This is a genomic window from Paraburkholderia tuberum STM678 (genome assembly GCF_902833905.1).
In the GTDB taxonomy this organism is placed as follows: domain Bacteria; phylum Pseudomonadota; class Gammaproteobacteria; order Burkholderiales; family Burkholderiaceae; genus Paraburkholderia; species Paraburkholderia tuberum.
Genome location: NZ_CADFGP010000031.1, coordinates 82,775 through 96,705 on the forward strand (window position 1 = coordinate 82,775; position 13,931 = coordinate 96,705).

General features: G+C 64.1%; 12 protein-coding genes, 1 other RNA gene and 1 pseudogene. 6 read left to right on the forward strand and 8 right to left on the reverse strand.

Features of this window, described 5'->3' with window-relative positions; all coding sequences use genetic code 11:
* The first annotated feature begins 269 nt into the window (after nucleotides 1-269).
* The gene (locus HWY30_RS24955) at nucleotides 270-1,244 is read left to right on the forward strand and encodes an NADPH:quinone oxidoreductase family protein (RefSeq protein WP_090804634.1); all 975 of its coding nucleotides are present in this window, start codon (nucleotides 270-272) and stop codon (nucleotides 1,242-1,244) included.
* Nucleotides 1,245-1,322: 78 nt separating this feature from the next.
* Here the strand turns inward: HWY30_RS24955 and HWY30_RS24960 are convergent, their stop codons facing one another.
* From HWY30_RS24960 to ffs, 8 genes are all read right to left on the reverse strand, one after another.
* Nucleotides 1,323-2,147 carry an ABC transporter permease gene (locus HWY30_RS24960; protein ID WP_090804632.1) on the reverse strand — a complete coding sequence of 275 codons (825 nt, stop codon included), beginning with the start codon at nucleotides 2,145-2,147 and terminating at the stop codon, nucleotides 1,323-1,325.
* 71 nt (nucleotides 2,148-2,218) lie between these two features.
* Nucleotides 2,219-3,031, reverse strand: coding sequence for an ABC transporter ATP-binding protein (locus HWY30_RS24965; protein ID WP_090804630.1), 813 nt, complete (start codon nucleotides 3,029-3,031; stop codon nucleotides 2,219-2,221).
* A gap of 127 nt (nucleotides 3,032-3,158) precedes the next feature.
* Nucleotides 3,159-4,196 (reverse strand): ABC transporter substrate-binding protein, encoded by a 1,038-nt coding sequence (locus HWY30_RS24970; RefSeq protein WP_090805743.1) that lies wholly within the window; start codon nucleotides 4,194-4,196, stop codon nucleotides 3,159-3,161.
* Nucleotides 4,197-4,356: 160 nt separating this feature from the next.
* Nucleotides 4,357-5,598: a CaiB/BaiF CoA transferase family protein gene (locus tag HWY30_RS24975; RefSeq protein WP_090804628.1), complete on the reverse strand. Its 1,242-nt coding sequence runs from the start codon at nucleotides 5,596-5,598 to the stop codon at nucleotides 4,357-4,359.
* Between the two features lie 108 nt (nucleotides 5,599-5,706).
* Nucleotides 5,707-6,303 carry a recombination mediator RecR gene (gene recR / locus HWY30_RS24980; RefSeq protein WP_018418135.1) on the reverse strand — a complete coding sequence of 199 codons (597 nt, stop codon included), beginning with the start codon at nucleotides 6,301-6,303 and terminating at the stop codon, nucleotides 5,707-5,709.
* 227 nt (nucleotides 6,304-6,530) lie between these two features.
* On the reverse strand, nucleotides 6,531-6,857 hold the full coding sequence (locus HWY30_RS24985; protein WP_008923976.1) for a YbaB/EbfC family nucleoid-associated protein: 327 nt from the start codon (nucleotides 6,855-6,857) through the stop codon (nucleotides 6,531-6,533).
* Nucleotides 6,858-6,930: 73 nt separating this feature from the next.
* Nucleotides 6,931-9,387, reverse strand: coding sequence for a DNA polymerase III subunit gamma/tau (locus HWY30_RS24990; RefSeq protein ID WP_090804626.1), 2,457 nt, complete (start codon nucleotides 9,385-9,387; stop codon nucleotides 6,931-6,933).
* A gap of 181 nt (nucleotides 9,388-9,568) precedes the next feature.
* An RNA gene (gene ffs, locus HWY30_RS24995) (signal recognition particle sRNA small type) lies at nucleotides 9,569-9,667 on the reverse strand.
* A gap of 508 nt (nucleotides 9,668-10,175) precedes the next feature.
* Here ffs and trxA point away from each other — a divergent pair.
* The 5 genes and pseudogenes from trxA (at nucleotide 10,176) to HWY30_RS25020 (ending at nucleotide 13,785) form a co-directional block, all read left to right on the forward strand.
* Nucleotides 10,176-10,502 carry a thioredoxin TrxA gene (gene trxA / locus HWY30_RS25000; protein ID WP_013089343.1) on the forward strand — a complete coding sequence of 109 codons (327 nt, stop codon included), beginning with the start codon at nucleotides 10,176-10,178 and terminating at the stop codon, nucleotides 10,500-10,502.
* A gap of 281 nt (nucleotides 10,503-10,783) precedes the next feature.
* Nucleotides 10,784-12,052 carry a transcription termination factor Rho gene (rho, locus tag HWY30_RS25005; RefSeq protein ID WP_090804624.1) on the forward strand — a complete coding sequence of 423 codons (1,269 nt, stop codon included), beginning with the start codon at nucleotides 10,784-10,786 and terminating at the stop codon, nucleotides 12,050-12,052.
* Nucleotides 12,053-12,147: 95 nt separating this feature from the next.
* Nucleotides 12,148-12,474 (forward strand): annotated as a pseudogene (locus tag HWY30_RS25010) (MFS transporter); the annotation flags it as partial.
* A gap of 33 nt (nucleotides 12,475-12,507) precedes the next feature.
* Nucleotides 12,508-13,341, forward strand: coding sequence for a M90 family metallopeptidase (locus tag HWY30_RS25015; RefSeq protein WP_090804623.1), 834 nt, complete (start codon nucleotides 12,508-12,510; stop codon nucleotides 13,339-13,341).
* A 180-nt stretch (nucleotides 13,342-13,521) separates the two neighbouring features.
* A complete protein-coding gene (locus tag HWY30_RS25020; RefSeq protein WP_090804621.1) occupies nucleotides 13,522-13,785 on the forward strand; it encodes a type B 50S ribosomal protein L31 in 264 nt (87 codons plus the stop codon).
* Nucleotides 13,786-13,931 lie beyond the last annotated feature (146 nt).

Genomic DNA, 13,931 nt, shown 5'->3' on the forward strand with positions numbered 1-13,931 from the left:
TGCGAGCCAGTGTTTTCCAGTTGCGCGGATGCTCGTATCGAACGCAAAGATGCTGCTTCGCACTGAACGCGCGGCCGTGCGCGCTCGTCGATGAATCGGCATCCTGTGCGTACTTCGCGCTGTGCAATGCAATACGGCTTGCGCGAGAAGCGCGCGCGACGCATCGAAAGCGCGCTGCACGTCGTAACCCGCAGCGCAATAAATCGCACGGTCGTGCGCTTTGTTTTACACTCGAAAACAGTGCCAACCCTGAACGATACGGAGACACGATGCGCGCGATTCGCTGCAAGCAGTACGGGCCGCCCGAGAGCCTGGTCGTCGACAACCTGGCGGATCTCGAAGCGCCGCCTGGCCACGTCGTGATCGACGTGAAAGCCGCGGCCGTCAATTTTCCCGACGTGCTGATCATCGAGAACAAATACCAGTTCAAGCCGCCGCTGCCGTTCACGCCCGGTTCGGAAGCCGCGGGCATCGTGCGCGCGGTGGGCGAAGGCGTCACGCAGTTCAAGCCTGGTTCGCGCGTGGCCGCGTTCACCGGCTCCGGCGGTTTTGCCGAGCAGGCGCTTGCGCCCGCCGCGGCCTGCGTGCCGCTCGACGATGACGTGTCGTTCGAACTCGCGGCCGCGTTCACGCTCGCGTATGGCACCTCGCATCACGCGGTGGTCGATCGCGGCGCGCTGCAGCCGGGCGAGACGATGCTCGTGCTCGGCGCGGCCGGCGGAGTCGGGCTGGCGGCGGTCGAAATCGGCAAGGCGCTCGGCGCGCGCGTGATCGCGGCGGCATCGAGCGACGAAAAGCTCGCGACCTGCGTGAAGCACGGCGCGGACGCGACGATCAACTACAACACCGAGGATCTGCGCGAGCGCATCAAGGCGCTCACCGACGGCAAGGGTCCGGACGTGATCTACGACCCGGTCGGCGGCGTGTATGCGGAACCGGCGTTTCGCAGCATCGGCTGGAGGGGGCGTTATCTGGTGGTCGGCTTTGCGAATGGCGAGATTCCAAGGCTGCCGCTGAACCTGATGTTGCTCAAGGGCGCAAGCGTGGTCGGCGTGTTCTGGGGCGACTTCGCAAAGCGTGAGCCGCAGCGCAATCGCGCGGCATTCGAGCAGATGACCGGCTGGATTCGTGAAGGCAAGCTCAAGCCCTACGTGTCGGCCCGCTACTCGCTCGACGACACCGGCCGCGCGTTGCGCGACATGGCCGAGCGCCGCGTGATCGGCAAGGTGGTCATCACGCCGTAGCACAACCCATAAAGCAGCATCAAAAACGGCGCGGCGGCCGACTGCGATTTCGGCCGCCGCGCCGCTTGCGATCCACGTTCACAACTTCTCTGTATCCCCGGTGCGCGGCTGCCACTTCATCAAACGCCGCTCCGCGGTCCCGACGATCGCATCGAGAATCAGCGCGAACGCGGTCAACACCAGAATCCCCGCGAACACCGTGTTGATATCGAAGGTGCCCTCGGCCTGCAGGATCAGATAGCCGACGCCGCGCGCCGAGCCCAGATACTCGCCCACCACCGAGCCGACGAACGCAAGCCCCACCGACGTATGCAGGCTCGAAAACACCCAGCTCATCGCGCTCGGCAGATAGACAAAACGCAGCAGCTGTTTGCGGTTCGCGCCGAGCATGCGCGCGTTCGCGAGCACGACCGGGCTCACTTCCTTCACGCCCTGGTAGACGTTGAAGAACACGATGAAGAACACCAGCGTGACGCCGAGCGCGACCTTCGACCAGATGCCGAGGCCGAACCATACGCCGAAGATCGGCGCGAGAATCACGCGCGGCATCGAGTTCGCGGCCTTCACGTACGGATCGAACAGCGCGCTCGCGGTCGGCGCGAGCGCGAGCCACAGGCCGACGCCGAGCCCGATCGTGGTGCCAAAGACGAACGCGAGCACGGTCTCGACGAGCGTGATCCACAGATGCAGATAGATCTCGCCGCCCGTGAACCATTCCCAGATCCGCTGCAGTACTTTCTGCGGCTCGCCAAAGAAAAACGCCGCCTTGTTCGGATCGTCGAAATAGAACGGCGGTATCAGCGTCGGGCTCGTCAGCACGTACCACAGCACGAAGCACAGCACGAGCAGCAGCCACTGCCAGATCACCAGATTCGCCCGGCTCGGGCGCAACGTCTTCCACATGACTTGGTTTGCCTTGGACGATTATTGAACACGTCTTCTTTTCGATGCGCAGGCGGGGATGCGCGGCACATTTAAACAGCGGTCAGTTGCTGCTGATAACCCTTGAGCACCTCATCGCGCAGCACACCCCAGAGCTGCGCATGCAACTCGACGAAGCGCGGATGCGAACGGATTTCGGCGACATCGCGCGGCCGCGGCAGATCGATCCGGAACTCGCCGATCGGATGCGTCGCAGGCCCGGCCGACAGTACCACCACGCGGTCCGACATCGCGATCGCTTCGTCGAGATCGTGCGTAATGAACAGCACGGCCTTGCGCTTCGCGGCCCAGAGATCGAGCAGCTCGTTTTCCATCAACTGCCGCGTTTGAATATCCAGCGCGGAAAACGGCTCGTCCATGAGGATGATGTCGGGGTCGAGGATTAGCGTCTGCGCCATCGCGACGCGCTTGCGCATGCCGCCCGACAGCTGATGCGGATAGCGGTCGCCGAAGCCGCCGAGACCGACACGCTTCAACCACTCTTCGGCCTTCGCGCGCGCTTCCGAGGCCGGCACGCGGTGAAACGACAGGCCGGCCATCACGTTGTCGAGCGCCGAGCGCCACGGCATCAGCGCATCTGCCTGGAACATATAGCCCGCTCGGCGATTCAGGCCGCTGAGCTGTTCGCCGAACACGCTGACGCCGCCCGTCGACGGCTGGAGCAGCCCCGCGCCGATGTTCAGCAGCGTGGACTTGCCGCAGCCAGTCGGCCCGACGACCGACACGAACTCACCGGGCTCGATACGCAGCGTCGTGTCCTTAACTGCCGTGTAGCGCTGTGCGCGGTTGTCACGCGCGGCGAACGTGCAGGTGATGTTTTCGAGCGCCAGGGCAGCAACGGTCATCGTACGGCTCGCTTCGGGAATCGGGTTAGCGGGGAGTTGTCGCGGCGACGCTGGGGCGACGGCTGTGGACGCGGCGAATCGCCCTGTCCACGTCCCATTCGATGCGCCTGTGCGCGCGCCGCGTCGTTTATGCCTTGACGGTCGCGAGCGCCTTCTTCACGAAGTCGTTGGTCCACGTCTTCGACAGATCGATCTGCGCGTTCTGGATCACCGGATCGAACGCTTTCAGCGTCTTCAGCGACGTCGCGGGACCGTCGGCGGGCATCAGGCCGTCGGGCGACATCGCTTCGCGCACGTGCTGCCACGCGTCGAGATAGAGCGCGCGGTCGCCGAGCAGATAGCTCTCCGGCACCGTGTTGATCAGTTCGCTGCCGCTCGCGTTCTGCAGCCACTTGAGCGCGCGCACCATCGCATTGGTCAGCGCCTGCGTGGTGTTCGGGTTCTTCGTGATGAACGACTGCGAAGCGTACAGGCAGCCCGCCGGCATGTCGCCGCCGAACACGATGTGCGTATCGGTGAGCGTGCGGGTATCCGACACGACGCGCACGTCGCCGGCGCGCTCGAGGCGCGTGACGACCGGATCGAGATTGGCGATCGCGTCGATCTGCCCGGACTGCAGCGCGGCGATCGCGCCGGCACCGGCGCCCACGCCGATGAACGCGACGTCCTTCGGACTGAGCCCTGCTTTCGCGAGGACGAAGCTCGCCATGATCGCCGTCGACGAACCCGGCGCGGTCACGCCAATCTTCTTGCCCTTCAGATCGGCGATCGACTTGTAGTTCGGCATCGTCTTCTTCGACACCGCGAGCACGATCTGCGGCGCGCGGCCCTGCAGCACGAATTCGCGGAACATCTGCTTTTGCGCCTGCAACAGCAGCGTGTGTTCGAACGCGCCGGAGACCACGTCGGCGCTTCCGCCGACTGCCGCCTTCAACGCCTGCGAGCCGCCCGCGAAGTCGGAAATCTCGACTTCGAGCCCCTCGTCCTTGAAGTAGTTGCGGCGCTCGGCGATCGTCAGCGACAGGTAGTAGAACAGGTTCTTGCCGCCGACCGCGATGGCGACCTTGGTGGTCTCGGGCTTGCCCTGCGCGAAAGCGAACGGCGTGGCCGCGAGCGAGGCGCCCGCGAGCGCCGCACCGCCGGCGAGGAAGGTTCTGCGTTGCATGGTCCGTTGTCTCCAGATTTTTTGTCGTCCGGCTTTTTGACCGCCCGTGTGCGCGTTGCGCAAGCGCTTGGCCACGGTGTGGGGCTGCTGGTCGCAAGGCGCAAATCGTGCGTCAGCGCCGCGCTTTACGCGCCTTTCTCTATGCGTTGCGCTGTGCGCATCAGACGATCTGTTGCGCCCGCAACCGCGCGATGCCGTCAGCATCATAACCTAGCGATTGCAGGACTTCATCGGTATGTTCACCCAGTTCTGGCCCCAGCCAGCGCGTCTCACCGGGCGTCGCCGACAGCTTCGGCGTAACCGTGGGCAGCGTGATTTCCTTGCCGTCCTGCCACTTGAACCGCTGGATCATCTGCCGCGCGATGAACTGCGGATCGGTGAACATATCGGCGACGCTGTAGATGCGGCCCACCGGCACGTCGGCCGCGTTCAGCACCGCGAGCGCTTCGTCGATCGTTCGCGTGGACAGCCACGCGCCGATCGCGGCGTCGATTTCCTGCGTGCGCAGCACGCGGCCATCGTTATGCGCGAGCGCCGGATCGTTGGCGAGATCGTCGCGTTCGATCGCGATCATCAGGCGCCTGAAGATTGGATCGCTATTGCCGCCGATCACGATGCTGCCGTCGCGGCACGGATACGTGTTCGACGGCACGATGCCCGGCAGAGACGCGCCGGTACGCTCGCGCACCATGCCGTAGACGCCGTATTCCGGCACCACGCTTTCCATCATGTTGAAGACGGCCTCGTACAGCGCGACGTCGACGACCTGCCCCTTGCCGCCGTTCATCTGCTTGTGATGCAGCGCCATCAGCGCGCCGATCACACCGTGCAGCGCGGCGATCGAGTCGCCGATCGAAATGCCGATGCGCGGCGGCGGCAGATCCGGATAGCCGGTGATATGGCGCAGACCGCCCATCGACTCGGCGATCGCGCCGAAGCCGGGCCGGTCGCGATACGGGCCCGTCTGGCCGTAGCCCGACAGACGCACCATCACGAGGCCGGGGTTCTCGGCGGACAGCACGTCGTAGCCGAGCCCGAGCTTTTCGAGCAGACCGGGCCGGAAATTCTCGACGACGATATCGGCCTCTTTCGCGAGGCGCCGCACGATCTCCTTGCCCTCTTCGGCTTTCAGGTTGATCGTGACGGACTTCTTGTTGCGCGCCTGCACGGCCCACCACAGCGACGTACCGCCGACTTCCGGGTACAGCTTGCGCCATTTGCGCAGCGGGTCGCCGCCTTTGGGGTCTTCGATCTTGACGACGTCGGCGCCGAATTCGCCGAGAAAACGCGCGGCGAACGGCCCGGCAATCAGCGTGCCGAGTTCCAGCACCTTGACGCCGGCGAGCGGACCGCACGCGTCATGCGGTGCGGCGCTGGCGCCTGATTCGGGGGTGGCGCTCATGAGTCTCCTTGGTTCTGCATCGTTGTGTACCCGGTCTGTCTGGTTTGCAACGACTTGCGACGATGCCTGCCTGGACGGATATGGCGGCGGCCAACGAAAGCCGCGTGGCTACATCGAACGACGGTCGAGCATCGCGCGCGCGATCGTGCCCGCGTCGACATACTCGAGCTCGCCGCCCACCGGCACGCCGCGCGCGAGACGCGTCACGGCAAGGCCGCGCGCCTTCAGCGTCTGTCCGAGGTAATGCGCGGTGGCCTCACCCTCGTTGGTGAAATTGGTGGCCAGCACGACTTCCTTGACGACGCCATCCGATGCGCGCTTCACGAGCCGGTCGAAATGGATTTCCTTCGGGCCGATGCCGTCGAGCGGACTCAACCGCCCCATCAAAACGAAATAGAGGCCGCGATAGGTCATCGTCTGTTCGAGCATGATCTGGTCGGCCGGCGTTTCGACGACGCACAGCAGCGACGGATCGCGCTCCTCATCGAGGCAGACCTCGCAGATCTGCGCTTCGGTAAATGTGTTGCACTTTTCGCAGTGACGCAGATGCTCGGTCGCGAACAACAGCGAGCGCCCGAGCTTTTCGGCGCCTTCGCGATCGTGCTGCATCAGGTGATACGCCATGCGCTGCGCGGACTTCGGCCCGACACCGGGCAGCGCGCGTAGCGCTTCGACGAGCGCCGACAGGGCGGAAGGTTGTTTCATGCGGATCGGCGTCGACGTGGGTGGTGCTCGCGTGGGCGAATCGGGATGCGGGGGTGTTGCTCGAACCGGGCCGCGTTTTCACGCCGTGACGACGCTTTCACGCGCGGCTGCAGGTTCGATGTTTCCACCCTGCACGCGGCGCGCGGCGGCGAGCGTCTGCGTTCGCACCGCGGCAATCAACCGCCGCGGCGCTCACCCGCTTCAGCCCGTTCTCAATCAGAACAGGTTCAGAACGGCAGCTTGAAACCCGGCGGCAGCGGCAGGCCGGCGGTCATGCCGCCCATCTTTTCCTGCGCGGTCGCCTCGGCCTTGCGCACGGCGTCGTTGAACGCGGCGGCGACGAGATCTTCCAGCATGTCCTTGTCGTCGGCGAGCAGGCTCGGGTCGATCGACACGCGGCGCACGTCGTTCTTGCAGGTCATCGTCACCTTGACGAGACCGGCACCCGACTGCCCCTCGACTTCGATCTGCGCGAGTTGCTCCTGCATCTTCTTCATGTTTTCCTGCATCTGCTGGGCTTGTTTCATCAGCCCGGCGAGTTGGCCTTTCATCATGGACGTGCTCCTTCTAGATAGCGTGGAATCTGGCATTCCGGCGCCGCGCCGCGACGACGCCGCGAACGATGGATCAGTGGGCCGGCGACGCGCCGTTCGGGGCGGCGTCCGGGGTAATCGGGCGGATCGAGCCCGGCACGATGCTCGCGCCGAACTCGCGAATCAGCGACTGCACAAACGGATCGGCGCTGATCTCGCGCTCGGCTTCCTGCTGGCGCTGTGCGCGCAGCTTCGCGTCGTGCGCGGCGGCGGTACGGCGCGCCGGGCCGACTTCGACCTGCACGTCGACGTTCTGGCCGAGCCGCTCGACGAGCGCTGCCTTCAGTTTAGCGACCTGTGAGGCTTCTGCGTATTGCGGCACCGGCACGTTGAGCTTCAGCGTGCTGCCGTCGAGCGCCATCAGTTCGCTGTTGAACGCAAGCTGATACGAGATGCCCTTCAGCGGCAGATCAACGGCGAGCGCCGGCCAGTCGCCGGTGAAACCTAGCGGATCGAGCGGCACGGCAGGCGGCAGCGGGCGCGTATCGGCGAGCGGCGCCGGCGCGGCCGCGCCGTCCATGCGGACGTCGTCGGGGCCGCGGTCGAATACCGGCACGAAGTCGTCGTCTGGCGGAATGAAGTACGCGTCGTCCGCGGCCGACAACGGCAGGTAGTCGTCGGGCGGCATGTCGTCCCATGGTGGGATCGACGGGCTGTTCTGCTGCGCATTGCTGCTCGCGCCGCTGTTTGCGTCGCGAGCGGGTGCAGCCTGCGCGGCGGGTTTCGGTGCGGCCGGCTTCGGTGCGGCGGGTGCGGCCGGCTTCGCGGACACTTCCGTGTTAGCACGGCCACGGTCGGACGATACTTTCATGCCGGCGTTGCGCAACACGTCGAGCGCGGCGCTGGCGCCGCCCGCGCGGCGCGGCACGGAGTCGGCTGCGGGCGCCGCCAATTCCGCCCGCGCTTCCGGTTCCGGTGACGTGGCCTCTTCCGCGCGACCAGGCGCGGCAGTTGCAAGCGCGCTCGGTGCGGACGAAGGTGCGATGTCGGAAACTTCGTTCGAGACCGGCGCGCTCGAGCTGGCGATCGTGGCGACGGCATTCGCGGGCGCGTCTTCCCACGGCGCCAGCGGGGCTGCCGCATTGGCAGGCGCGTCTGTCACGCGGGCGACTTCGGCGTTGGGCGATTGCGGTGCTTCTTCAGATTGCGCGGAGTCGGCTGCGGGCTTCGCGATCGGCTTTGCAGTCGGCGCGGTCGATTTCATCGCGTCGCCCTGCTCCTCGCCGGCAACGCCTACCTGAGGTCCGCGAACGGGCGCAGCAGCTGCCATGGCCGTCGCGGACGACGGTGACAGCGCGCGCAGCGCGGCAACCGTCGGTGCACCCGAGCGCTGCGCACCGGCGCCGGCGCCGCCCGCACCGCTCTGCGTGCCAGCGGCTCCCGCCGCTCCGCCACCGCCGCCTGTCGGCGCCGGCTCGAACGCGAGCATGCGCAGCAGCGTCATCGTGAAGCCCGCGTATTCGTCGGGCGCGAGGCCCAGTTCGCTTCGGCCGATCGTCGCGATCTGATAGAACAGTTGCACCTGCTCGGCGCTCAACGCGTCGGCGAAACGGCGCAAGTCGGCCGCCTCCGGCCATTCGTCGAGCACCGACGAAGGCGCGAACTGCGCCCACGCGATCCGATGCAGCAGGCTCGCCAGGTCTTGCAGCGCCGTCGAGAACGACAGGCTGCGCAAGGCCATCTCGTCGGCGACCGCCAGCACCGCCGCGCCGTCGCCCTGCGCGAGCGCGTCGAGCAGGCGGATCAGATAGCTTTGGTCGAGCGCGCCGAGCATGCCGCGCACCGCGTCTTCACTGACCTGGTTCGCCGAATAGGCGATCGCCTGATCGGTCAGCGATAGCGCGTCGCGCATCGAACCGTCGGCCGCGCGCGCGAGCAGGCGCAACGCCTGCGCCTCGTGAGGCACGCTCTCTTCGCCGAGAATGCGTTCGAGATGCGACACGATATGGCCGGCCGGCATCTGCTTCAGATTGAACTGCAGACAGCGCGACAGCACGGTGACCGGAATCTTCTGCGGGTCGGTGGTCGCGAGGATGAACTTGACGTGCGGCGGCGGCTCTTCGAGCGTCTTCAGCATCGCGTTGAACGCGTGGTTCGTCAGCATGTGCACTTCGTCGATCATGTAGACCTTGAAGCGCGCATCGACGGGCGCGTACACCGCGCGCTCGAGCAGCGCGGCCATTTCATCGACGCCACGATTACTCGCCGCGTCCATTTCGACGTAATCGACAAAGCGCCCTTCGTCGATCTCGCGACACGCACGGCATACGCCGCACGGCGTCGACGTCACGCCGGTCTCGCAATTGAGCGCCTTCGCGAAGATGCGCGACAGCGTGGTCTTGCCGACGCCGCGCGTACCTGTAAACAAATAGGCATGGTGCAGACGGCCGCCGTCGAGCGCATGGGTGAGCGCGCGCACCACGTGCTCCTGTCCGACGAGCGAAGCGAAATCCTTCGGCCGCCATTTGCGTGCGAGAACTTGATAGGTCATCCGGAAATTGTATCAGTAACAATGGCGCGCAAAACCGATTCGGGAAGACGCGTGAAATGCGCGAAACGGCCACGACGACGCTCCATCCGAAGACGGCGAACGATCAATACAAAAGCTGGGAATGACTGGGGAGAAACTGCGCAGAAGCCGTGAGAACGGTCGCGGAGAAAAAAGCAAGAAAGGTGACGAGCCCGACCCTCGGCACTGGTGGAAAACGGCTGTGGCTGCTTCGTTCCCGACCTGACCAGGTTGACCATCCCTCCATGCGAGGAGGCCCGTCACGAAGGATTCTATCATTGCCGCGCGCATTGTGCGACTGTTGACATGAGCAAAACGCGAACGACGCTCCGCTTCGAACGGCTTCGCGCGGTTTGCGGCCGCTTTCTGCACGCCGCCAGACGCCCTCCCGGCCACCGCGGCGACGCCCGCCACGCGCTGCACTTGAGTTCGCCGCGCGCGACTCCATTTAGATTGCAACGCGGTCGCCGTGAGCCGCAGAAACCGGCCGACGCTGCGGCGGCGGCCTATTAGCCCCACTGCTTTGATGAGTACTATCGCCATCGGCAACGCATAGCGAATTAAGCTACACTGCCAGTTGAAAGACCCGCATACGCGACTCTTTCCGCGCATTGCGTGAAAATCCGGCGTTTTTTCAGACGGTTTTTCTGATTTTCACAGGCATGCGCGGCGAGGCTCCGGATGCGGCAAAGCGAACGGAAGTTTTCCCAGTTTTGACGTATCGTGGCGAGCAATTCAGGCGGACCTCGAACCGAGAGAGGTATTCATAAATGAGCGAACAAATCAAGCATATTAGCGACGCATCGTTCGAACAGGACGTCGTGAAATCCGATAAACCCGTGCTGCTCGATTTCTGGGCCGAATGGTGCGGTCCGTGCAAGATGATCGCGCCGATCCTCGACGAGGTCGCGAAGGACTACGCCGATCGCCTGCAAGTCGCGAAGATCAATGTCGACGAGCATCAGTCCACGCCGGTCAAGTTTGGCGTGCGCGGCATCCCCACATTGATCCTGTTCAAGAACGGCGCCGTTGCCGCTCAGAAGGTCGGAGCTCTGTCGAAGTCGCAACTCACCGCGTTCCTCGACGGCAACCTGTAAAGCAAGCAGTACGCCGCGGCGCTCGCGGGTCCATCGCGCGCCGCAGGCAGTTGGAGAATCGGGCGCGTCGGGTGAGCAAACCGCCGCGCCCGCCGGTCAAGCGTGTTGTCAGTCGGCAACACGCTTTGCAACAAAGATGCCACGCTGCCGCACTGGCTTAAATTGGCGTGTGCTATGCTAGAATCCACAAAACGTCGAAAAGACGTGTAAGTCTTTGAGCGGTTCCGCTCACCCTCCTCCCAGATTTCATTTCGTCGCACCTTCTCCTGCGGGTTCTCCGTATGCATTTATCCGAGCTTAAGACTCAGCACGTCTCCCAATTGATCGAGATGGCCAATGGCCTCGAGATCGAAAGCGCGAACCGCCTGCGCAAGCAGGAATTGATGTTCGCCATTCTAAAAAAACGAGCCAAAGCGGGCGACACGATCTTCGGCGACGGCACCCTCGAAGTGCTGCCGGACGGTTTCGGCTTCCTGCGTTCGCCGGAAACCTCCTACCTCGCCAGCACGGATGACATCTACATCAGCCCGTCGCAAATCCGCCGCTTCAATCTGCATACGGGCGACACGATCGAAGGCGAAGTGCGCACGCCGAAAGACGGCGAGCGCTATTTCGCGCTGGTGAAGGTGGACAAGGTCAACGGCCAGCCGCCGGAGGCCTCGAAGCACAAGATCATGTTCGAAAACCTGACGCCGCTGCACCCGAACAAGGTGCTGCTGCTCGAACGTGAAATGCGTGGCGAAGAGAATGTGACCGGCCGCATCATCGACATGATCGCGCCGATCGGCAAGGGCCAGCGCGGCCTGCTCGTCGCGTCGCCGAAGTCGGGCAAGACCGTGATGCTTCAGCACATCGCGCACGCGATCAAGCAGAACCATCCCGACGTCGTGCTGTTCGTGCTGCTGATCGACGAGCGTCCGGAGGAAGTGACGGAAATGCAGCGTTCGGTGGCCGGCGAAGTGATCGCCTCGACGTTCGACGAACCCGCCGCGCGTCACGTGCAGGTCGCCGAAATGGTGATCGAGAAGGCCAAGCGCCTCGTCGAAATGAAGAACGACGTCGTGATTCTGCTCGACTCGATCACGCGTCTCGCGCGCGCTTACAACACGGTGGTCCCGGCTTCGGGCAAGGTGCTGACGGGCGGTGTCGACGCGAACGCGCTGCAGCGCCCGAAGCGGTTCTTCGGCGCGGCGCGCAACATCGAGGAAGGCGGATCGCTGACCATCATCGGCACGGCGCTGATCGAAACCGGCAGCCGCATGGACGATGTGATCTACGAAGAGTTCAAGGGCACCGGCAACATGGAAGTCCACCTCGAGCGCCGTCTCGCCGAGAAGCGCGTCTACCCGTCAATCAACCTGAACAAGTCGGGCACGCGCCGCGAAGAGCTGCTGATCAAGCCCGAAGCGCTGCAGAAGATCTGGGTACTGCGCAAGTTCATTCACGACATGGACGAAGTCGAGTCGATGGAATTCCTGCTCGACAAGATCCGCCAGACGAAGAGCAATTCCGAGTTCTTCGACATGATGCGTCGTGGCGGCGGCAGCTAACGCGCGACGTTCGTGCCGGCCGTATTAGTCGGCAACTGCAACGCATGAAAAACCGCTCGCAAACTGCGAGCGGTTTTTTTCGTCCATCGTCCGTCATCGTGCCGCCGGTCGCGAATCTGACGTGCCGCATCTTCTTGATCGAGGAGGAGTTCACGCACGGCTACCGGCTGAAAAACATCGTCCGGCAGTTGACCCTCTCCTTCGCGACCGCCTCGGTGATCATCGTCGAGCGGCACCGGCTCGCGCTGCATCAAAGTCGCCTCGCGGAGTCCGTGAATCCGTACAATCCGGTCTACCAGAACACGCTCGCGATCGCGTCGATCAGCCGGTCGATTGCGCAGCAGGCCAGTTTGCTCGCGTCGCTCGACGGTTTCTATTTTCTGATCGGCGTCGCGATATGCGGCGGCCCGTTCGCCGCGTAGCAAAAACAGATCGACTGAAGGTGGGCTCCAAGCATGCTGTCGAAACTCACGAACTGGCTGGGCGCACGGCGTCGCGAGCGCGCGCTGCGAGACTACGCGATCGACGATTCCTTGTGGCAGGCGACACTCGCCGGCCTACCCTTTCTCACGCATCTGGAAGCGCCCGATCTCGCGCGGCTGCGCGAGATGACGACTCTCTTCCTCGCGCAGAAGGAGTTCTCGACCGCGCACGAGCTCGAGCTGACCGATGCGATGACGGTCGGCATCGCCGCGCAGGCGTGCCTGCCGGTGCTGAACCTGAGCCTCGATCTGTATCGCGGCTGGGTCGGCGTGATCGTCTATCCGGGCGAGTTCGTGATCCGCAAGACCGTTGAGGACGAAGATGGCGTCGTGCACGAAATCGAACACGACGCCAGCGGCGAGGCGTGGGAAGGCGGCCCGGTGGTGCTGTCGTGGGAAGACGCGCAGATGACCGATGGCAGCGACGCATACAACGTCGTGATCCACGAGTTCGCGCACAAAATCGACATGTTCAACGGCGAAGCGGATGGCCACCCGCCGCTGATGCGCCGCTGGCACGCGCCGCTCGATGCGCAGGCATGGGCCGATGTGTTCGACCATGCATACGATCACTTCTGTGCGAAAGTCGACGCGGTGCCCGAGCGACGCTGGGCGCGTTTCGAACGCGAGTCGCTGATCGATCCGTATGCGGCGGACCATCCGTCGGAATTTTTTGCCGTATGCAGCGAGGCGCTGTTCGTGCGGCCCCAAGCGTTCGAGGCGGAGTATCCGGAACTGTACCGACTGCTCGCGCGCTACTACCGGCAAGATCCAGCGCGCGTCGGTTTGACGTTCACGCCCATTTGAGACGCCGCGAATGTGGGCGCCGCTTGCGCCGCAAGAGAATCCGCTGGCAGAAAAATCGCCAAGCGACTGATTTTCTGCCATAATCGCGGTTTTTCGACCGTAGGCAAGTGGCTCGCGCCTGAAGGCAGTCCCATTCGAGGCTGCACGCGGGTTGGCTACCGCCAGATTAAAGGAAAGACCATGAAAGAAGGCATTCACCCGAATTACCGCGAAGTCCTGTTCGTCGACATGTCGAACGACTTCAGGTTCGTGACGCGCTCGACCATCCAGACGCGCGAAACCGCGGAATTCAACGGCAAGACCTACCCGCTCGCGAAGATCGAAGTGTCGTCGGAATCGCATCCGTTCTACACCGGCCAGCAAAAGATCATGGACACGGCCGGCCGCGTCGAGAAGTTCAACAAGAAGTTCGGCGCACGTGCTTCGGGCAAGGCAGTAAAGTAATACCGCAACGGTACCGGCTTCCGGCCGGCAACGGAGATCGGGTAGGAGGCGGGGTTGCCCCCGCCGTCCTCCCACAACACCGGACGTACGGATCACGTATCCGGCGTTTCCTGACGACTGGATTGCTCCAGCGAGCTTCGTTTCGT

Bases quoted from the DNA above. Each gene is read 5' to 3' on its own strand.
- HWY30_RS24990 (WP_090804626.1), bottom strand. From the start codon at position 9,387: ATGACCTATCAAGTTCTCGCACGCAAATGGCGGCCGAAGGATTTCGCT.
- HWY30_RS24965 (WP_090804630.1), bottom strand. From the start codon at position 3,031: ATGACCGTTGCTGCCCTGGCGCTCGAAAACATCACCTGCACGTTCGCC.
- HWY30_RS24985 (WP_008923976.1), bottom strand. From the start codon at position 6,857: ATGATGAAAGGCCAACTCGCCGGGCTGATGAAACAAGCCCAGCAGATG.
- recR (WP_018418135.1), bottom strand. From the start codon at position 6,303: ATGAAACAACCTTCCGCCCTGTCGGCGCTCGTCGAAGCGCTACGCGCG.
- HWY30_RS24970 (WP_090805743.1), bottom strand. From the start codon at position 4,196: ATGCAACGCAGAACCTTCCTCGCCGGCGGTGCGGCGCTCGCGGGCGCC.
- HWY30_RS24960 (WP_090804632.1), bottom strand. From the start codon at position 2,147: ATGTGGAAGACGTTGCGCCCGAGCCGGGCGAATCTGGTGATCTGGCAG.
- trxA (WP_013089343.1), top strand. From the start codon at position 10,176: ATGAGCGAACAAATCAAGCATATTAGCGACGCATCGTTCGAACAGGAC.
- HWY30_RS25015 (WP_090804623.1), top strand. From the start codon at position 12,508: ATGCTGTCGAAACTCACGAACTGGCTGGGCGCACGGCGTCGCGAGCGC.
- HWY30_RS24955 (WP_090804634.1), top strand. From the start codon at position 270: ATGCGCGCGATTCGCTGCAAGCAGTACGGGCCGCCCGAGAGCCTGGTC.
- HWY30_RS25020 (WP_090804621.1), top strand. From the start codon at position 13,522: ATGAAAGAAGGCATTCACCCGAATTACCGCGAAGTCCTGTTCGTCGAC.
- rho (WP_090804624.1), top strand. From the start codon at position 10,784: ATGCATTTATCCGAGCTTAAGACTCAGCACGTCTCCCAATTGATCGAG.
- HWY30_RS24975 (WP_090804628.1), bottom strand. From the start codon at position 5,598: ATGAGCGCCACCCCCGAATCAGGCGCCAGCGCCGCACCGCATGACGCG.